17 protein-coding genes are annotated in these 18,895 nt (G+C 59.8%); 12 read left to right on the forward strand and 5 right to left on the reverse strand.

Translation table 11 applies throughout. From position 1 onward, the window contains the following. Window positions 1-21 precede the first annotated feature (21 nt). The 7 genes from E8M77_RS14945 to E8M77_RS14980 all read left to right on the forward strand — a co-directional run bounded on the left by E8M77_RS14945 (window position 22) and on the right by E8M77_RS14980 (window position 7,170). Window positions 22-954 carry a LysR family transcriptional regulator gene (locus E8M77_RS14945; RefSeq protein ID WP_137131435.1) on the forward strand — a complete coding sequence of 311 codons (933 nt, stop codon included), beginning with the start codon at window positions 22-24 and terminating at the stop codon, window positions 952-954. 135 nt (window positions 955-1,089) lie between these two features. After that, complete coding sequence (locus tag E8M77_RS14950; RefSeq protein ID WP_137131436.1) at window positions 1,090-2,622, forward strand: ABC transporter substrate-binding protein; 1,533 nt, start codon at window positions 1,090-1,092, stop codon at window positions 2,620-2,622. 394 nt (window positions 2,623-3,016) lie between these two features. Beyond that, on the forward strand, window positions 3,017-3,967 hold the full coding sequence (locus E8M77_RS14960) for an ABC transporter permease (protein WP_137131437.1): 951 nt from the start codon (window positions 3,017-3,019) through the stop codon (window positions 3,965-3,967). Further along, window positions 3,964-4,785, forward strand: a complete 822-nt coding sequence (locus E8M77_RS14965) for an ABC transporter permease (protein ID WP_170975909.1) — start codon at window positions 3,964-3,966, stop codon at window positions 4,783-4,785. The genes E8M77_RS14960 and E8M77_RS14965 overlap by 4 nt, the downstream gene beginning before the upstream one ends. Window positions 4,786-4,807: 22 nt before the next feature. Next, the gene (locus E8M77_RS14970; RefSeq protein ID WP_137131439.1) at window positions 4,808-6,202 is read left to right on the forward strand and encodes an amidase; all 1,395 of its coding nucleotides are present in this window, start codon (window positions 4,808-4,810) and stop codon (window positions 6,200-6,202) included. A gap of 193 nt (window positions 6,203-6,395) precedes the next feature. Then, window positions 6,396-6,722: a DUF883 family protein gene (locus E8M77_RS14975; protein ID WP_137131440.1), complete on the forward strand. Its 327-nt coding sequence runs from the start codon at window positions 6,396-6,398 to the stop codon at window positions 6,720-6,722. 1 nt (window position 6,723) lies between these two features. After that, on the forward strand, window positions 6,724-7,170 hold the full coding sequence (locus E8M77_RS14980) for a hypothetical protein (protein WP_137131441.1): 447 nt from the start codon (window positions 6,724-6,726) through the stop codon (window positions 7,168-7,170). Window positions 7,171-7,530: 360 nt separating this feature from the next. On the opposite strand, the gene E8M77_RS14985 is transcribed toward E8M77_RS14980, so the two are convergent. Then, a complete protein-coding gene (locus E8M77_RS14985) occupies window positions 7,531-8,097 on the reverse strand; it encodes an RNA polymerase sigma factor (protein ID WP_137131442.1) in 567 nt (188 codons plus the stop codon). Then, window positions 8,094-8,237 (reverse strand): NepR family anti-sigma factor, encoded by a 144-nt coding sequence (locus E8M77_RS14990; protein ID WP_246659296.1) that lies wholly within the window; start codon window positions 8,235-8,237, stop codon window positions 8,094-8,096. The genes E8M77_RS14985 and E8M77_RS14990 overlap by 4 nt, the downstream gene beginning before the upstream one ends. Window positions 8,238-8,446: 209 nt before the next feature. Between E8M77_RS14990 and E8M77_RS14995 the strand changes: the two genes are divergently transcribed. Continuing rightward, the gene (locus E8M77_RS14995) at window positions 8,447-9,241 is read left to right on the forward strand and encodes a response regulator (RefSeq protein WP_137131443.1); all 795 of its coding nucleotides are present in this window, start codon (window positions 8,447-8,449) and stop codon (window positions 9,239-9,241) included. 318 nt (window positions 9,242-9,559) lie between these two features. Further along, window positions 9,560-10,570 carry a sensor histidine kinase gene (locus tag E8M77_RS15000; RefSeq protein WP_246659275.1) on the forward strand — a complete coding sequence of 337 codons (1,011 nt, stop codon included), beginning with the start codon at window positions 9,560-9,562 and terminating at the stop codon, window positions 10,568-10,570. A gap of 317 nt (window positions 10,571-10,887) precedes the next feature. On the opposite strand, the gene E8M77_RS15005 is transcribed toward E8M77_RS15000, so the two are convergent. The 3 genes from E8M77_RS15005 to E8M77_RS15015 all read right to left on the reverse strand — a co-directional run bounded on the left by E8M77_RS15005 (window position 10,888) and on the right by E8M77_RS15015 (window position 14,592). After that, window positions 10,888-11,808, reverse strand: a complete 921-nt coding sequence (locus tag E8M77_RS15005; protein WP_137131445.1) for an ABC transporter permease — start codon at window positions 11,806-11,808, stop codon at window positions 10,888-10,890. Next, a complete protein-coding gene (locus tag E8M77_RS15010) occupies window positions 11,801-12,811 on the reverse strand; it encodes an ABC transporter permease (RefSeq protein ID WP_137131446.1) in 1,011 nt (336 codons plus the stop codon). The genes E8M77_RS15005 and E8M77_RS15010 overlap by 8 nt, the downstream gene beginning before the upstream one ends. Window positions 12,812-12,888: 77 nt before the next feature. Further along, entirely contained in the window at window positions 12,889-14,592 is a 1,704-nt protein-coding gene (locus tag E8M77_RS15015; protein ID WP_137131447.1) for a peptide ABC transporter substrate-binding protein, read from the reverse strand. A 325-nt stretch (window positions 14,593-14,917) separates the two neighbouring features. On the opposite strand from E8M77_RS15015, the gene E8M77_RS15020 reads away from it, so the two are divergent. The 3 genes from E8M77_RS15020 (at window position 14,918) to E8M77_RS15030 (ending at window position 18,823) form a co-directional block, all read left to right on the forward strand. Beyond that, complete coding sequence (locus E8M77_RS15020) at window positions 14,918-16,081, forward strand: M20 aminoacylase family protein (protein WP_170975891.1); 1,164 nt, start codon at window positions 14,918-14,920, stop codon at window positions 16,079-16,081. Window positions 16,082-16,110: 29 nt separating this feature from the next. Continuing rightward, window positions 16,111-17,958, forward strand: coding sequence for an ABC transporter ATP-binding protein (locus E8M77_RS15025; RefSeq protein ID WP_137131448.1), 1,848 nt, complete (start codon window positions 16,111-16,113; stop codon window positions 17,956-17,958). Between the two features lie 166 nt (window positions 17,959-18,124). Continuing rightward, window positions 18,125-18,823 carry an HAD family hydrolase gene (locus E8M77_RS15030; RefSeq protein WP_246659276.1) on the forward strand — a complete coding sequence of 233 codons (699 nt, stop codon included), beginning with the start codon at window positions 18,125-18,127 and terminating at the stop codon, window positions 18,821-18,823. Window positions 18,824-18,895 lie beyond the last annotated feature (72 nt).

Raw genomic sequence — 18,895 nt, forward strand, 5'->3', positions numbered from 1 at the left:
TTTCACCATGAAGGACCCTTCATGCAACTTCGTGCCCTCATGTATTTCGATGAACTCGTGCGCACCAATTCGATGCGTGGCGCGGCCGAAAACCTCAATGTCGCGGCAACCGCCGTCAGCCGCCAGATCGAAAACCTCGAGCATTATTTCGGCACGCCGCTGGTGGAGCGCTCCAATCGCGGCATCAAGCTGACGGCAGCCGGCGAGCTTCTGGCAGCGCGTGCCGGGCGCACCTTTCGCGAGCTGGAACATGTGCACCAGCTGATCGATGATCTGCAGGGCCTGCAGCGCGGCAAGGTGGTGATCTATGCCAATGGTGCAACGGTTGCCAATCTTCTGGCGCCGGTGCTTGCCCAGTTTTCCCTGCGCTATCCGAGGCTGCGCTTTGAGGTGGCTATCACCAGTGCACGCCAGGCCATCGAAGCGCTGGCGGCAGCGGAGGCCGATCTCGTCGTCACGCTGTTTGCCCAGAAGATCTCCGGCATGAAGGTGCGGCTGCGCTCGGAAATCACCTATGATCTGATCACTTCGGCAAAACATCCGATCGCCGTGCAGGCGGAAGTCTCGCTGAAGGAGATTGCCGCCCTGCCGCTTGCCATGCCCGACAAGAGCTTTGGCGCCCGCCAGGCTTTCGAGGAACAGTTTGCCAAGATCGGCGTGGAACTTGATCCGGTTTTCGTTACCGGATCGCTGGAAATGCTCAAAGAACTGGTGCTGCGCGAGGCGGCCGTCACGCTGCTGCCGGCGCTTACCGTGCAGCGCGAGCTGGAAATGGGCCTGCTTGCCGCCATCCCGATTTCCGCCGGCAAGGGCGTGCGCACTGCCATCGATCTGTGTGTCGCGCCGGATCGTCAGCTTTCCTTTGCCGCAGGCAAGCTGGTGGATTTCATCGAGGCTTTCATGCGCGGTGCAAGCAGCCCAGCATCGGCGCGGCGAGCCAAAAAATCCGTGTAACGATTTCGGCTACACAGAGAACACAAAAATGGTCATTGTGTGTGCGCTTGCGAAGTGACACTCTCTTCGCATAACCACGTTCCCATGGGCTGGAAAACGCCTGTGGCAGAACGACAATTAGGGGAAGTTTGACGCATGGGAAGTCTGTTTCTTTCCGCCACCACTGCGCTGACGCGCCGCGCCGTTTTTGGCCTGGCCATGGCAGCCGGCCTGGTGCTGGCCACTGATCTTCCGGCCGAGGCCGCCGCCAAGACGGCACTGACGCTCGGCATGGCCGTGGAGCCAGCCGGCCTTGATCCGACGATTGCCGCACCGGTCGCTATCGGCCAGGTGACCTGGCAGAATATCTTTGAAGGTCTCACTACCATTGACCGCAATGGCAAGGTGCAGCCGCAGCTGGCCGAAAGCTGGGTGATCTCGCCCGACGGCCTGACCTATACATTCAAGCTCCGCCAGGGCGTGAGCTTCCATAATGGCGAAGCCTTCGATTCCTCGGTTGCCAAATTCTCGATCGACCGCGCCCGCGGTGCCGATTCCGTCAATCCGCAGAAGCGCTATTTCGCCTCGATCGATACGGTGGAAACGCCGGATGCGACAACGCTGGTGCTGAAGCTGAAGCAGCCCGCCGGCAGCCTTCTCTATTGGCTCGGCTGGCCGTCTTCGTCGATTGTCGCTCCGAAATCGGCTGCCGACAACAAGACGACGCCCATCGGCACTGGTCCGTTCAAATTCGTCAGCTGGGCCAAGGGTTCTGCCGTGGAGCTGGCCCGCAATGCCGAGTACTGGAACAAGGCGGGTGCCGCCAAGCTGGAAAAGGCCACCTTCCGCTTTATCGCTGATGCGCAGGCCCAGGCCGCAGCCTTGAAGGCTGGCGATGTGGATGCCTTCCCGGAATTCGGTGCGCCGGAACTGATCGAGAGCTTCAAGGGCGATGCGCGGCTTGAAACCGTCATCGGCAATACGGAGCTGAAGGTCGTGGCCGGCATGAACAATGCCAAGAAGCCCTTCGATGACAAGCGCGTGCGTCAGGCGCTGATGATGGCGGTGGATCGTGCCTCGGTCGTCGAAGGTGCCTGGTCGGGCTTCGGCACGCCGATCGGCAGCCATTATACGCCCAATGACCGCGGCTATATCGATCTGACCAGCGTTCACCCTTACGATCCGGCAAAGGCCAAAGCGCTTCTGGCCGAGGCCGGCTATCCGAACGGTTTCTCCTTCACCATGAAGGCGCCGCAGATGGCCTATGCCCAGCGCACCTCGCAGATGCTGCAGGCCATGCTGGCGGAAATCGGCGTGACGATGACCATCGAGACGACCGAGTTTCCGGCCAAATGGGTGGCGGATGTGTTCAAGGGCGGCAATTTCGACATGACTATCGTGGCGCATGCCGAGCCGATGGATATCGATATCTATGCGCGTGACCCCTATTACTTTGCCTACAAGAACCCGGCCTTCAACGAGATCCTGAAGAAGGTCGAGGCGACATCCGACGCGGCCGCGCAGGAAAAGCTCTATGGCGAAGCGCAGAAGATCCTGGCTGAAGACGTGCCGTCGCTCTTCCTCTTCGTCATGCCGAAGCTTGGCGTGTGGGACAAGAAGGTCGAAGGCCTCTGGGCCAATGAGCCGATCCCCTCGAATGTTCTGGCCGAGGTCTACTGGTCGGAGTGATATAATCGGGCTGATCTGCTCACCTTGGTGGATCGGCCCGGCACCCCCTTTTGCCTTGCAAGGCATACCGGGGTTGAGCATCCTGCACCCCCCTCTGTCCTGCCGGACATCTCCCCCTCAAGGGGGGAGATCGGCAAAAGGCCATTCCACCTTCTCCCATGAACGGCATTGCGGAAGAGGTGTGGAATTGTAGGACGATGAGCGTGCCACAACCAATCTCCCCCCTTGAGGGGGAGATGCCCAGCAGGGCAGAGGGGGGTACCGCTCTGCCGTGACCATACGGGGAAAGCATCTGGTCTCGGCCCATTGGTGATCAGTCGCCGCCCACATTCACATTGCATGCTGGTTTCCAGCGCATCATCCTTCGCTCAACCGAGCTTGAAGGGACAGGTCCATGATCACGCTCATTGCCCGCCGGCTTGCCGGTCTCATCATCACGCTGCTTCTCGTCTCGGCCCTCATCTTTGCGGTGATGGATTTCCTGCCGGGTGATCCGGCCTCCGTCATCCTCGGCACGTCGGCAAGTGCCGATACGCTGGCAGCGCTCCGGCAGGACATGGGGCTCGATCAGCCGCTCGTCCTGCGCTACGCGGCCTGGCTCGGCGGGGTGCTGCAGGGTGATCTCGGCCAGTCCTATACCTATGGCGTGCCGGTGGCAGGGCTGATTGCCGAGCGTCTGGCGGTCACCATTCCGCTCGCCTTCATCGCCGTGCTTCTCTCGATCGTCATTGCCATTCCGCTCGGCGTGCAGGCAGCACGTCACCAGAATGGGCTGATGGATGTGGTGGCGGGCCTATTCTCGCATGTCAGCATCGCGGTTCCGGCCTTCTGGGTCGGCTTGCTGCTGATCATCCTGTTCTCCACCGTTCTGGGCTGGATGCCGGCGGGTGGCTTTCCCGGCTGGGGTTCTGGCTTCTGGGCCGCATTTCAGGCGCTGCTTCTGCCGGCCGTGGCGCTTGCTCTGCCGCAGGCGGGTGTGCTGACCCGCGTGACGCGCTCTGCCGTCCTGGAGGTGATGAACGAGGATTTCGTGCGCACCGCCCGTTCCAAGGGCCTCAGTGAAAACACAGCGCTCTGGCGCCATGCGGTGCCCAATGCGTTGATCCCGGTCGTGACCATGCTTGGCCTGCAATTCACCTTCCTGATTGCCGGGGCCGTGCTTGTGGAAAATGTCTTCAACCTGCCGGGCGTCGGTCGGCTTGCCTTCCAGGCGCTGGCGCAGCGCGATGTCGTTGTCATGCAGGATGTCGTGCTGTTCTTTGCCGCGCTGGTGATCGTCATGAATTTCCTCGTGGATCTTGCCTATCTCATTATCGATCCGCGGCTGCGGGCGGGAGTGCGCTGATGTCGTCTGTTCTTCGCCGCCCGACCTTCCTTATCGGTCTCGTCATCACCCTGTTTCTGGTCAGCGTCGCAATCGTCTCGCTCTTCTGGACGCCGCTGTCTCCGTCCAAGATGCAGATCGTCCACAAGCTGAAGGCGCCGCTCGAATATGGTCTTCTCGGCACCGACCAGTTCGGTCGTGATGTCGCCTCCATGCTGATGGTCGGCGCCTGGAATTCACTGTCGACCTCGCTCCTGGCCGTTGCCATCGGTGCGACACTCGGCACGGCCGTCGGGGTCTATGTCGCTGCCATGCGCGGCTTTACCGAAACCGTGGTGATGCGCGCCTGCGACATCATCTTTGCGGTGCCGCCCATTCTGTCTGCCATGCTGCTCGGCGCCTTCATCGGTTCCGGCCGCTTCACCGCCATCATCGCCATTGCCGTGTTCATGGTGCCGGTCTTTGCCCGGTTGACGCTTGGAGCGGCAAACCAGATCTGGACGCGCGATTATGTGACGGCGGCCATTGGCATGGGCCGCAACCGGGCCAAGATCACCTTCACCCATATCCTGCCGAATATCTCCAACCAGATCATCGTGCAGGTGACGATCCAGCTGGGCCTTGCGATCCTGACCGAAGCGGGCCTCAGTTTCCTCGGCCTCGGCATGCCGCCACCGGCCCCCACCTGGGGTCGCATGCTCTCGGATGCGCAGACCTTCCTTGGCCCGGCGCCCTGGCTGGCGCTGCTTCCGGGCCTTGCCATCGCCATCGCGGTCATGGGCCTGAATATGCTGGGAGATGGTCTGCGTGACCTTCTCGACCCCCGTGACCAGACTTGAAATAGCAAACGAAGACATCGCCATGAATGAACTGCTGACGCTGACCATCCGCCAGGTCCGGGACCTGTTTGCCGAAAAGACGCTATCGCCGCTGGAATACTGGCAGGCGGTGGAGGAGCGCATTGCAGCTTTCGAGCCGCATGTGCAGGCGCTCTATCTCTATGACCCTGAAAACGCGCGGGCGCAGGCCAAGGCGTCTGGCGATCGCTGGGCGCGGGGCGAAACGCTTGGGCCCCTCGATGGCATTCCGCTGACGCTGAAGGAATTGATCGCCACCAAGGGCGATCCGGTGCCGCTTGGCACAAAGGCGGTGGAACTTGTCCCGGCCGCCGAGGATGCGCCGATTGCCGCACGCTGCCGCGAAGATGGCGCGGTGATCTTTGCCAAGACCACATGCCCCGATTACGGAATGCTCTCGTCCGGCCTGTCGAGCTTCCACAAGCTCAGCCGCAACCCCTGGGATCTGAGCCAGAACCCCGGCGGCTCCAGCGCCGGTGCATCGGCGGCAGCGGCGGCCGGTTTTGGCCCTTTGCATATCGGCACGGATATCGGCGGCTCGGTCCGGCTGCCCGCCGGTTGGACCGGTATTTTCGGCTTCAAGCCCAGCCAGGGCCGCATCCCGGTTGATCCCTATTATGTCGGCCGTTGCGCCGGACCTATGACCCGCACTGTAGAGGACGCTGCCTTTTCCATGGCGACATTGTCGCGACCCGATTGGCGCGATGGCACATCGCTTCCGCCGAATGCCTTTGACTGGCTGGATCTCGATCTCGACCTGCGCGGCCTGAAAATCGGTCTGATGCTGGATGCCGGAACGGGCCTTGCCGCTGAAGAAGAGGTGCAGGACGCTGTGGTGGCTGCGGCAAAATTGTTCGAGCAGGCGGGTGCCGAGATCGTGCCCGTCGGGCCTGTCATTACCCGCGCCATGCTGGATGGTCTGGATAATTTCTGGCGCTCGCGCTTCTGGGGCGATATCGAGACCATGCCACAGGCGCGGCGCGACCTGATCCTTCCCTATATCTACGACTGGGCCAAGGGTGGCGCCGATATTTCCGGTGTCGATGCCGTGCGCGGCTTTAACCAGACGATCGAGATGCGCAAGACCTGCGGCAAGCTGTTCACCACGGTCGATGCGGTGATTTCACCGACCAATCCGGTTGTCTCCTATCCGGCGGAATGGGCATCGCCCACCAATGATCCGGCAGCGCCCTTCGAACATATCGCCTTTACCGTGCCGTGGAACATGTCGGAACAGCCGGCATCCTCTATTAATTGCGGCTTCTCGCGCTCTGGCATGCCGATCGGCCTGCAGATCGTCGGCCCCCGTTATGCCGATCAGTTCGTCCTGAAGCTTTCGAAAGCATTCGAGACCTGGACGGGCGGCGTTGCCCGCTGGCCGGAACCTCCGGCCGCCTGACCCCATTGGCCGCTGTCGTCCGACCAGCAAGCCCTTGCGCGACTGATTTCGCGCAAGGGCTTTTTTGCTGTCGAGAACCTATGGAACACTTTGGTGCTGAAGACGTTGAAAGGGTGAACCGGCATGGGGACCGCCTCATGTATCGCGATTGGCCTCCCAGCGCCTTCGCCCCGCCTTTCCAAGGAGACTGCCAATGTCCATGAATTCGCCCAGTGATTTTCCACGTAGTGGCTCTCAGGCCGATATCGAATTGCAGTTGCAGCAGCTGCGTGAAGACATTTCGGCGCTCGCCAAGGCCGTGACGGCTGCCGGCTCCAACAAGGCCGATGACCTGAAGTCGAAGGCGCGCCGCGCATCAAACGATGCCATGGATGCATCCGCTCATATGATGGACGCTGCGCGCGCCCAGGCCGTTTCGATCGAGAAGGATCTCGAGCGGCAGATCCGCACAAAGCCCTTGCAGTCTATCGCCATTGCCGCCGGCATCGGCTTCCTCTTCGCTCTCCTGTCGCGTCGCTGACATGGGGGGACTTGCGCCGCTTCTGGCGTCTCTCCTGGCAGTCGATATGCGCGCCACGCTTCGGCGGACGCGCAGAACGGCTCTGTTTAGCGCCATTGCGGGCCTTTTCCTGCTGACAGCCTATGGTGCGGGCGTTGCGGCAATTACCGTCTGGCTATCCACGCAGATGAGCATGGTGGCGGCGCTTGGACTGGTTGCCATTTTCGCCCTCACAATTGCGCTGATCCTCATCGCGGTCTTGATGATGAAGAACAGGGCGGATGAGCGCCGGCGCCGCGAAGCCTCGGCTGGCAATCGCACGCTGATGATCACGGCAGCCTTTTCCGCCCTGCCGTTTCTGATGAAATCGCGGCCGCTGATGGCGGCAGCCCTGACTGGTGGCGCGGCGCTTCTGGCACTGCGTCTGCTGGGCGGGTCGTCTGATGATCCCGTGCCGCCGGCTGAATGACCGGTTGCCGATCTCGTTTGACGCGATGAGATGTGGCAAATGCCTGTGCCGTCCTGAATGCCGGATCACCTATCCTGGCTGTTCCTATCGGCTGACGGACCAGGCGCCATAACCATGATTGGAGCCGTCCCCCGGCGCCTGTTTTCAGCTGCCGATAGGATTGCAGCCTTCATCCATGTGCTGAATCAGCGGCGCCGGTAAAATGCCGGCGCCGGCCTGGTATTCTCATCCGTTGACAATGGCCATCGCCATGGACAGACGGATTTTCCCGGCATTCCTGTTTTATCTCGGCCACGTGATGATCGTGAGCTTGTCGCTATGGTGCGGCATGCGGCGTGTAAACGCCGGCAGAAAGGCAGATCAGCTGCCGAAGGCCCGTGAGGTAATGGCTGCATCGCCTGGGTCGGGACCGAAATCGCCTTCGCCGGAAACTCCCAGTAATTCCTGCAGGCGCGCGCGGGCGCGTGACACGCGGCTCTTGATCGTGCCGACGGCGCAGCCGCAGATGGTGGCTGCTTCTTCATAGGCAAAGCCCGCAGCACCGACCAGAATGATGGCTTCGCGCTGGTCATCCGGCAGCGTATCGAGCGCCTTGCGGAAATCCTGAAGGTCAAGCCGTCCATATTGTTCCGGGTGCACGGAAAAACGCTCGGAATACAATCCGTCGCTGTCTTGAACTTCGCGACCACGCTTGCGCATCTGGCTGTAAAACTCGTTGCGCAGGATTGTAAACAGCCAGGCTCGCATATTCGTGCCAGCGGTAAAGCTCTTCTGATTGGCCCATGCCTTCATGATCGTGTCCTGCACCAGATCGTCGGCTTTGTCGTGGCGGCCGGTGAGCGAGACTGCGAAGGCTCGCAGGTTCGGCAGGGATGCCAAAAGGTCGCGCTTGAAAGCGCGATCGACGTCCTCGTCGTTCATGCTCATTTTCCGTTCACCGAATTGGCCTTCTTCTCGGCCTCCTCCAGACGTTCCAGCAGGTCCATAAATCGATCCGGAATGCCTTCTTCCTGCACAGCATCGTAGAATTCGCGCAACTTGCGCGAAATCGACGAATTCGGCTGCATTGCGCCTGGCCGAAAGTTATTCGATTGTGCTGTTGTCATTTTTTCTTTTTTTCTGGTTTCGTCTTCACTCATCACGCAGGCAGCCTGTTGCGGTATTGTTCCGGGAAAATGCGCGGGTTCAAAAAAAGTTCCCTGACAACGGAACTTTTTTTCGCTTGTATCGTTTGATACCACGTTCATTGCCCTAAGGGCATCAGGGGAGATTTTGAATGTCACTTACCACACGCGTTGCGTCCCACCTGCCTTACCTGCGCCGCTATGCCCGCGCCGTCACAGGCTCTCAGACGTCGGGAGACGCATATGTTGCTGCGGTCTTGGAAGCGTTGATTGCCGATGTTTCCATCTTTCCGGAAACGTCCAAAGACCGCGTCTCACTGTATAAACTTTTCGTCGCGATTTTTGGTTCCGCTGCCATTGAAATTCGGCCGATCGACTCGCCGTTTGCATGGGAACAGCGGGCTGTTGCAAATCTGGCCAATCTTCCCTCACTGGCGCGTCATGCCTTCCTGCTGATTTCGGTCGAAGGCTTCACGCTGGAAGAAACCGCTGAAATTCTGGGTGAGAGCGTGGAAAATGCGACCCGCTTGCTGGACGAGGCCTCGCGCGAGATTTCCCGTCAGGTCGCGACTGAAATCATGATCATCGAAGACGAGCCTCTGATTGCGCTTGATATCGAACAGATGGTGCAGGATCTGGGCCACCGCGTGACCGGTATTGCTCGCACGCACAAGGAAGCGGTTGCTCTTTTTCAAAGCTCCAGCCCGAAAATGGTTCTGGCCGATATCCAGCTGGCCGATGGCAGCTCGGGCATTGATGCAGTGAACGAGATCCTGCGCACATCCAGCGTGCCGGTCATCTTCATCACGGCTTTTCCGGAGCGCCTGCTGACGGGCGAACGCCCCGAGCCGGCATTCCTCGTCACCAAGCCGTTTAACCCGGATATGGTCAAGGCATTGATCAGCCAGGCACTGTTCTTCAATGAGGCGGTGAAGGCGGCGGCCTGAGAGGCGATTGCGGGCAGGAGCGAGGGGCGGAACCTTATCGCAGATCGCACGTTTGACCGCTGCGGATGACGGTGCATGATCCATGCTTCCAATCCGCGCCGGTTCACCGGATACGTCTTAAACCGGTTGGGCCGCATGGGTGGAAACGGTAGTGCTGCGTGCTGAAGTGCTTACAGTTTGTGTCCATACGACCTGATCAATTCACCGGCCGTCGGGTTGTTCCGGCGGAACTTAAGTCCTATAACATGTGCATGTCCGTTGGGCCGAATGTCTGACAGCTCGGCAATCCTTGGGCATCAGCAAGGCGGAGTGGAATTCTTGTCGCATCAGCTGACATGGCAACAGGCTGGTGAGAGCGACGACAAGTTGCGTGAATTCTTCATGCCGGCTCTCGTTGATCTCGGCGCAAGTGTCATCATACAGGACCTGGCGCGCAATTATTTGTTTGTCACCAATCTTCCTGCGATCTGGTCTGCGGGCCTTTACGATACACCTTGCGACCAGACTCTGTTCGGATCGGAGATCGCTGAAAAACTGCGGGTTCTCAAAGACGGCCTGACCGCCCACGGCCAGAAGAACCACCTGGAAATATGCGTCAATTCCGAGGAAATCTACGAGTTCCGGGTTCAGGCCTGTATCCTGAGCAATGGTGCGCTGCATTTGGTCACCACCATTGTCGATCGCTCAGAGGAGCGCCACCGCGAGCGCCTATTGCGGGCCCTGCTGCGCGAGGTCAGCCATCGGTCGAAGAACCTGCTGGCCATCATCCAGAGCATCGCCTTGCAGACGGCGCGCTATTCCGTAACGCTTGATATGTTTCTCAACAAATTCCGCGGGCGGCTCTATTCCCTGGCGCAGTCGCAGGACCTCATCACCGATTCCAGCTGGCGCGGCGCCTATTTCTACGATCTCGTGCAGCAGCAGACGGAGAAATATCTGCCGGAAAATGTGCATCTGGTGCGCGTCAGCGGCGATAATGTTCTCCTGACGCCAAATGCATCCCTACATCTGGGGCTTGCCATGCACGAGTTGATCGTGAATGCGGTCAGCCATGGCGCGCTCGTCAAGAATGGTCGTGCGATTGCCGTCAGTTGCAACCGCGTGCAGGCCAATGACCAGGATTGTCTTGAGATTCGTTGGGAAGAGGGGCTGATCACGGACGGTCTGCGTCTGGATACCCGCGAGGAAGAGACGCTGAAGGCGCATTTCGGCAGCACGGTTCTGGAGCGGGTGGTGCCGGCTTCGGTCAATGGCAAGGCGCGCTACCAGATTTCCCGCGATCGCATCAGCTATAGCCTAATCTTCCCCATCGAACACGCTCCCGAATAGCGGTGCCGCTCTGCCGACCGGTGTGACAAACCCTATCGTTCTGCCTCGATCACATACACAAAACGATCTCGACTTCCGGAGAAATCGAGATCGTTGGTCTCTTCGAGGGGGGTGAAGAGATATCTGGAAGCTTTGAAGGGCGGGGACGGGGCGCTTCCAGATGTAGTCAGAACGGGCAGCCCTGCCGATGGTTCCGCCTGTTGCGTGAAAAATCAAAAAAATGTCGCGGCATCCATCGCGGCAATCGAATAGCGCTTTGCGCAAACAGAAACGCCCCAAATCTCTTTGGGGCGTTTCGAGAGGCAATGGCGTGAGGATCAGTGTGTCACGGTGCGCGGATCGAGCGCATCGCGCACGGCGTCGCCGACATAGTTGACGCTGAGCACGGTCAGCGAGATCGCAAGACCTGGCCAGATGACGCGCGACGGCGTGATCTGTAGGAAGTTGGCGCCATCAAACAGCAAGCGACCCCAGGTCGGGAAGTCCGACGGAAAGCCAAGGCCGAGGAAGGACAGTGCCGATTCCGTGATGATCGCCGAGGCGATGCCGAGCGTGGCCGATACCATGATCGAGGACAGAACGTTGGGCAGAATATGGCGTAGCACGATACGGTATTCCCGCATGCCGCTGCTTTTCGCTGCCACGATGAATTCCTGGCTTTTCACGGCCAGCACATCGCCGCGCACGATACGGGCTGTGTGCATCCAGCTGGTTACCCCGATGACGAAGACGATCAGGATGAAAATCCCGGTTTCCGGCCCGAAGGCTGCGCGCAACGTATCGCGAAACAGCATGATGATGACGAGTAGCAGCGGCAAAAGCGGCAGCGCGAGGAAAAGGTCCGTGACGCGCATCAGCGGCCCGTCCAGCCGGCGGAAATAGCCGGACATGACGCCGACCAGTGTTCCGAGCAGGAGCGCAAGCAGCATGGCCGTCATGCCGACCGCAAGCGAGATCTGCCCGCCGGCCATGACCTGCGCCAGCATGTCGTGACCGAGATTGTCGGTGCCGAACGGATGATTCCAGGATGGCCCCTGGTTCTTGGCGCGGATGTCGATCTTGTTCGGATCGATCGTGTGGATGAAAGGTCCGACATAGACGACAAACAGGATGGCGATGAAGACGATCAGCCCTGCAACGCCGCCCTTATGGGCGCGAAATTTGCGCCAGAACAGCTTCGTCGGGGTTTCCACCTCGACCTTTGCGATGGTCGCGGTCGTCATGGTTGCATCAGTCATAGCGGATCCTCGGATCAAGGATGCCGTAAAGGACATCGGCAATCAGGTTGAAGAGCACGATCAGAACGGCGAAGATGAAGGTCAGCGTTTGGACAAGCGGAATATCGGCGCCCTGCACGGCGGTGATCAGCAATTGCCCGAGCCCGTTCACGCGAAAAATCTGTTCGGTGATAATGGCGCCGGAAAAGATCGTCGGAACGCCTAGCGCAATCACGGTGACCACGGGGATCAGGCTGTTGCGCAGCACATGCACGAGAAGAACCGTCTTTTCCCTGACGCCCTTGGCGCGGGCCGTGCGCACATAGTCCATGCTCAGATTGTCGAGCATGGAGGCGCGCACGAAACGGGTGATCTGCGAGGCATTGTAAAGCGACAGAACCAGCACGGGCAGGAACATCTGGCGCATCTGCTCGACAAAATTCGCCCAGCTGTCGACGACGAGATTGGTGTCGTAGATCGATGGGAACCATTGCAGCCAGGATGAGAAGATGACGATCAGCAGCACGCCGGTGAAGAAGGTGGGTACCGAATAGCCAACCATGGTAATGAAGGTGCCGACCTGGTCGAACACCGAATACTGGCGATAGGCCGAAATGACGCCGACCGGAATGGCGATCAGGATGCCGAAGACATAGGCCATGCCGACAACCCAGAGCGTCTGGGGCAGGCGCTGGACGATGAGATCCACGACCGGGCTTCTGGTGGCCCAGGACAGCACCCGCATCCGCTCGCCAGTGCCGACTGTCAGGCCGGTGATCTGTTCGAAGATATTCAGCGGTTCATTGACGAAAAACTGTTGCAGCCATTTGAGATAGCGGATCAGGAAAGGCTGATCGAGGCCCATGGCGGCGCGGATCTGCTCGCGCACTTCCGGCGGAATGGTGAGCGGAAGTTCGCCCAGCGGATCATTCGGCGCAAGGTCGAGCAGGGCAAAGATGACGAAACTTATCACAAGCAGCGTCGGTACGGCGAACATCAGTCGCCGGATCGTATAGGTAAACATGCGGTGGTCTCCAGACGGTCGCGGAGAAGCAGATGCCGGCCCCACCTGCTGAACAGGCAGGGCCGGCGTGCCTTCAATTACTTCTTACGAGACCAGTCTGCGACATTCCACAGTTCGGAATCCCAGGCATTCATGTCCACGCCGATAAGGGTCGCGGAAATGGCTGAGGGCTGGCCGCGATGGATGAGCGGAATATGCGCTCCCTCGGCGGTCAGCATGTCGTTTGCCTTGATGGCCAGTTCGGCGCGCTTCTTCAGATCGCCTGTCTTGGCCAGTTCATTGACGATCTTGTCATAGGCGGGGTTGCAGTAGCGCGGAATGTTCTGGCCCTGCCAGCCATTGGCAGGCGAGGGGATCTTGTCGCACAGCCATTCTGCCAGGTATTTTTCCGGGTCCGTGCCGTCGAAGTTGTTGGTGTACATTTCAACGTCGGCATAGAACTTCTGGAACGTGTCCGGGCTTGCCGGGTCGCCACCGAAGAAGACGGAGGCCGAGACGTTGCGCAGTTCGGATGCGACGCCGATTTGGCTCCACATATCTTTGACCAGCGCCTGGGTGCCCTGACGAACCGAGTTGGTCGAGGTCTGATAGAGGAAGGAAAGCTTCACGCCATCCTTGGCACGAATGCCATCGCTGCCCTTTTTCCAGCCGGCATCATCGAGAAGCTTGTTGGCGCCTTTGATATCCTGCTTCAGGCACCAGTCATTGGTCGAAGAGATGTAGATATCCGGAGCCGGAACGATGTTGCAGGTCGGCTTGCCGGCTTCGCCGTAACCGACTTCGTCGATAACGTCGCGGTCAATCGCCATCGACAGTGCCTTGCGCACGGCCGGATCGGAGAGCGCCGGATGCTTGCCGCCTTCGACGGTTGAGCGCTTGTCGCCCAGCTTCGGGTCAGGATTGGTCCAGTTGATCTGGATACGTTCAACCTGCGTGCCGAATGCCGTCTCGATCTTGCCCTTGCCGGCCTTCAGCATGGTTGCCAGAACTTCCGGCTCTACCTGCATGTTCCAAGCATAGTCGAATTCGCCGGTTTCCAGAACCGCGCGGGCAGCCGAGGCGGCATCGCCGCCGCCCTTCAGCGTGACGGAGGCAAAGGCGGGCTTTGCAGCATCACGGAAATTGGGGTTGGCGGTGAAGGTGATCACGTCGTTCGGCTTGAATTCCTTGACGACGAAGGGGCCGGTGCCGATTGGGCCGAAATTGGCTGCGGTGCAGCCCGGAGCCTTGGCGCCGACGCAATCCTTGAACTGAGCCTTCTGCAGGATCGGCGACTGGGCGCCGACAAATGCGCTGTAGGGATAGTATTTCGGCTCGCTGAAGGTGACCTTTACGGTCTGGGCGTCAACGGCCTCTACCTTGGTGATGCCTTCATACTGGGCCTTCTGTGCGCAGCCGCCATCCGGTGCCGTGCAATATTCCCAGGTAAAGACCACATCTTCTGCGGTGAAAGCGGAACCGTCGGACCATTTAACGCCGGGCTTCAGCTTCCAGGTGATGCTCTTCATGTCGGCTGTTACGCCGCCATTTGCCACGGTCGGGATCTCGGTGACCAGCCATGCAACGAGCGCGCCCGTTGCGTCATAGCGGGCCAGGGGCTCGATGACCATTGACGAGGAATAGACTTCCTTCGTGCCGCCGGAGAGATAGGGGTTGAGCGTGGAGACGGCCTGCCAGAACAGGATTTTCAGGTCCCCGTCTGTGCCGCGTTCGGCATGTGCCATATTGGCGAATGCCAGTGCCGCAACGGTACCTGCCAATAGCAGTTTGGTTCTCTTCATTGTTTTCCCCTTGAAGACGTTTTTTACATTTTGGCCGTTTACACGGTTTGCCGTTTAGCCGGCCGTGGTCATTCGACCACATTCCCACCTGACTGTTTTCCTCCCAGCACGGTGGCGAATCTCTTGCTTGTCTCCCGACAAAATCCGCTCCCGTTGGCGCTTTCCTGCGCCTTGCGGAAGTGGTGTGAACAAATTTTAATCGATCTAAGCACAGGCCTATTTTGTATTCAAGTCTGAAAATTGAAGCTTGCAAAATCGCCTGAGGACGGCGCAATATCCCGGCCAACCAATGGGAAACAGCTTAACAGAATACGAGGTTGCATCAATGCCAGTTCTCAATCGCGCCGCCGAAATGCAGGAGGAAGTGGCCGGCTGGAGACGTCATCTCCATGAAAATCCAGAGCTTTTGTATGATGTTTTCCACACCTCCGCTTTTGTCGCCGAAAAGCTGCAGTCCTTCGGCTGCGACATTGTGGAAACCGGCATCGGTCGGACCGGCGTTGTGGGCATCATCAAGGGAACGCTGGGCGATGGCCCGGCCATCGGCATGCGCGCCGACATGGACGCCCTGCCGATCCTTGAAGATACAGGCAAGCCGTGGTCGTCTAAGACCCCCGGCAAGGCGCATTCCTGCGGCCATGACGGACATACAGCCATGCTGCTCGGTGCCGCGCAATATCTGTGTGAAACACGCCGTTTCAGCGGTTCCGTCGCGGTCATCTTCCAGCCGGCCGAAGAGGGGGGCGGCGGTGGCCTTGCCATGGTGCAGGATGGCATGATGGAAAAGTTCGGCATCAAGGAAGTCTACGGCATGCACAATGCGCCTGGCCTCGCACTCGGCGATTTCTCGCTGCGCAAAGGTGGCCTGATGGCGGCAGCGGACACTTTCGAGATCCTGGTCAAAGGCAAGGGCAGCCATGCCGCCCAGCCCCATGTCTCGGTCGATCCGGTCCTGACCTCGGCGCATATCATCATCGCCCTGCAGTCGATTGCCTCGCGCGGTGTCGATCCGTTGAAATCCGTCGTGGTCTCCGTCACCACTACTCATGGCGGCGATGCCTATAACGTCATTCCCATGGAAGTGAAGCTGACCGGGACTGTGCGCACGCTTGATCCGGACGTGCGCGAGTTTGCCGCAAAGCGTCTCGTGGAAGTGGCTGAAGGCACAGCCCTTGCCCATGGCGCGATTGCCGAAGTCAATTACCAGCGCGGCTATCCGGTTACCGTCAACCATCCAGATCAGACGGATTTTGCAGCATCCGTTGCGGCCAAGGTCTCCGGTGACAAGCGCGTGGAAACCAATGCGCCGCCCAAGATGGGAGCTGAGGATTTCTCCTATATGCTGGAAGCGCGCCCCGGCGCCTTCATCTTTCTCGGTATTGGCGAGGCGGCCAACCTGCATCACCCGGCCTATGATTTTAACGACGAAGCCATCCCCTACGGCATCAGCTACTGGGTAACGCTTGCCGAAACAGCGCTTGCGGCCTGATCTTTAAAGCCCATTCCCAGGAGATTTCCGTGCTTCTTTCAGCCATGCTTTCGGAACAGACGGGTGGAGCAGTGACCCCCGTGCTTTCCGTTGAAAACCTGTCCACCTCCTTCCGCGTCAACGGCGAGTGGAAAACGGTCGTACGCGACATGAGCTTTTCCATTGCGCCGCGCGAAACGGTTGCCATTGTCGGCGAGTCCGGCTCCGGCAAGAGCGTGACATCGCTGTCCATCATGCGGCTTTTGCCGCAACGCTCCAGCCGTATCGAAGGCACAGTGATGCTGGGCGGTCGCAATCTTCTGGCTCTGCCGGAAGAGGAGATGCGCAAGGTTCGCGGCAATGACATTTCGATGATCTTCCAGGAGCCGATGACGAGCCTCAACCCGATCTTTCCGATCGGCAAGCAGATCGCCGAGGCACTGACGGTCCATCAGAACATTTCCTTTGCCGATGCCAAGACCGAGGTTCTGCGCCTTCTCGACAAGGTGCGCATCCCCAATGCCAAGGGCCGCTTCGACGAGTATCCGCACCAGTTCTCCGGCGGCATGCGCCAGCGCGTGATGATTGCCATGGCGCTGGCCTCCAAGCCGAAGCTTCTGATTGCCGACGAACCGACGACCGCGCTCGACGTGACGATTCAGGGGCAGATCCTCGACCTGATCAAGGAATTGCAGGAAGAGGAGGGCATGGCCGTGCTCTTCATCACCCATGACATGGGCGTGGTGGCGGAAATCGCCGATCGCACCATCGTCATGTTCCGCGGCGATACGGTGGAAACCGGCGAGACGGCCGATATCTTCCACCGTGGCGAGCATCCCTATACGCGCGCGCTGCTGGCCGCCGTGCCGCGTCTCGGCTCGATGAAGGACCGCAAGCTGCCGCTGCGCTTTCCCATCATCGACATAAAGTCCGGTGAGGCACAGAATCTCGAAGAGGTGACCGATACGGTTGCCAAGGGCAAGACGCCGATCCTCGAGGTCAAGGATCTGACGACCCGATTTGCCATTCGCTCCGGTATTTTCGGCCGCCAGACGGGCGCCGTGCATGCGGTGGAAAAGGTCTCGTTCAACCTGTTTGAAGGTGAAACCCTGTCGCTTGTCGGCGAATCCGGCTGTGGCAAATCCACCACCGGTCGCTCCGTGACGCGGCTCATTGAGCCGACCAGCGGCCAGGTGACGCTGGATGGCTATAATGTCATGAGCCTCGACCGGATGACGTTGCGCACCATGCGTCGCTCGATCCAGATGGTGTTCCAGGACCCGTTCGCCAGTCTCAATCCGCGCATGAGCGTCGGTTCGGCGGTCATGGAACCCTTCATCGAGCACAATCTCGGCTCCAAGAAAGATGCCCGCGACAAGGCCGCTGATCTGTTGAAGAAGGTCGGCTTGTCACCGGATATGATGCACCGTTATCCGCACGAGTTTTCCGGTGGCCAGCGCCAGCGCATCGCCATTGCCCGCTCGCTGATGCTCGATCCGAAGGTGATCGTGGCGGATGAAGCGGTATCCGCCCTCGACGTGTCGATCAAGGCGCAGGTCTGCAACCTGCTGATGGACCTGCAGCAGAGCCTGAACCTGGCCTATCTGTTCATCAGCCATGACATGGCAGTGGTCGAGCGGGTCAGCCATCGCGTCGCGGTGATGTATCTGGGCGAGATCGTCGAGATCGGCCCGCGCTCTGCCGTCTTCGACAATCCGCAGCATCCCTACACGAAAAAGCTGATGGCGGCTGTGCCGGTGCCGGACCCTTCGCGTCGCCGTATCAAGCGCAATCTGGCGGTCGATGAGATCAAGAGCCCCGTGCGGTCGGCCGGCTATGTGCCGCCGGTGCGCCAGTATCGCGAAGTGTCGGAAGGCCATCTGGTTCAGATGGACTAAAACTCTCCAATACCTGCCTGACAGGAGCCGCGATGCCATTCCGCATCGCGGCTTTTTTGTTCCTTGCGCGCCGCCTCAGCGTTCAACCCTGTGGACAGAGGCGATGACTGTGCAGTCGCCGCCCTATCTCATGGCCATGCCGCTCGGTTAGACTGGTGCCATGGACATGCCATTTGAACCGCTGGTGATATTCGATTGCGACGGCGTGCTGGTCGATAGCGAGCCGCTGTCGATCCGCGCTCTGATCGAGACGGTGGAAGCCTATGGCGGCAGGCTGGATGAGGCGGCGGCCTATCGTCAGTTTCTCGGTCGCAGCCTGACGCACATGGTCGCCGAGCTGCTCGCCAATTTCGGCATTGAGGCCGATGCGGGTTTTCTGGAGCGCATGCGCATTGATCTCTATGCCCGTTTCGAGCGTGAATTGCAGCCTATCGCTGGCGTGGACCTGGCGGTGCGGACCATGCCCTGGCGCTGCTGCGTTGCCTCATCCAGCCAGCTTGAGCGCATCCGTCTGTCGCTGCGGCTGACGGGTCTTGTCGATCTATTCGAGCCGAATATCTACAGCGCCAGCATGGTCGAGAATGGCAAGCCGGCGCCCGATCTTTTCCTGCATGCGGCGCGCGCCATGGGTGTTGAGCCCGCCCATTGCATCGTGGTGGAAGATAGCCCCGCCGGCATTCTGGCCGCTAAGCGGGCCGGCATGGCGGTGTTTGCCTTTACCGGCGGCGGCCATACGGACCGCGACGAGTATAGGCGGGAGATTGCCGAACTGGCACCCGACGTGACCTTCAGCGCCATGGCCGATCTCATTGCCCATGTGGCGCGCTATGCCGAAGGCGGCAACGGCCTAAAGGCGAAGTCGTGATCCGGCATGCCGTGATGTGCTTGTGCAGCGCGGCATTGCCACCTACATCCTGCAGCAGAATATTTGGAGCTC

This window comes from Rhizobium sp. FY34, assembly GCF_005222845.1.
GTDB lineage: Bacteria > Pseudomonadota > Alphaproteobacteria > Rhizobiales > Rhizobiaceae > Neorhizobium.

Coding starts and splice junctions, on each gene's coding strand:
- E8M77_RS15010 (WP_137131446.1), bottom strand. CDS start 12,811: ATGTTTACCTATACGATCCGGCGACTGATGTTCGCCGTACCGACGCTG.
- E8M77_RS14960 (WP_137131437.1), top strand. CDS start 3,017: ATGATCACGCTCATTGCCCGCCGGCTTGCCGGTCTCATCATCACGCTG.
- E8M77_RS14980 (WP_137131441.1), top strand. CDS start 6,724: ATGGGGGGACTTGCGCCGCTTCTGGCGTCTCTCCTGGCAGTCGATATG.
- E8M77_RS14975 (WP_137131440.1), top strand. CDS start 6,396: ATGTCCATGAATTCGCCCAGTGATTTTCCACGTAGTGGCTCTCAGGCC.
- E8M77_RS14995 (WP_137131443.1), top strand. CDS start 8,447: ATGTCACTTACCACACGCGTTGCGTCCCACCTGCCTTACCTGCGCCGC.
- E8M77_RS15020 (WP_170975891.1), top strand. CDS start 14,918: ATGCCAGTTCTCAATCGCGCCGCCGAAATGCAGGAGGAAGTGGCCGGC.
- E8M77_RS15005 (WP_137131445.1), bottom strand. CDS start 11,808: ATGACTGATGCAACCATGACGACCGCGACCATCGCAAAGGTCGAGGTG.
- E8M77_RS14945 (WP_137131435.1), top strand. CDS start 22: ATGCAACTTCGTGCCCTCATGTATTTCGATGAACTCGTGCGCACCAAT.
- E8M77_RS15015 (WP_137131447.1), bottom strand. CDS start 14,592: ATGAAGAGAACCAAACTGCTATTGGCAGGTACCGTTGCGGCACTGGCA.
- E8M77_RS14990 (WP_246659296.1), bottom strand. CDS start 8,237: ATGCAGCCGAATTCGTCGATTTCGCGCAAGTTGCGCGAATTCTACGAT.
- E8M77_RS14970 (WP_137131439.1), top strand. CDS start 4,808: ATGAATGAACTGCTGACGCTGACCATCCGCCAGGTCCGGGACCTGTTT.
- E8M77_RS15030 (WP_246659276.1), top strand. CDS start 18,125: ATGCCATTTGAACCGCTGGTGATATTCGATTGCGACGGCGTGCTGGTC.
- E8M77_RS14950 (WP_137131436.1), top strand. CDS start 1,090: ATGGGAAGTCTGTTTCTTTCCGCCACCACTGCGCTGACGCGCCGCGCC.
- E8M77_RS14985 (WP_137131442.1), bottom strand. CDS start 8,097: ATGAGCATGAACGACGAGGACGTCGATCGCGCTTTCAAGCGCGACCTT.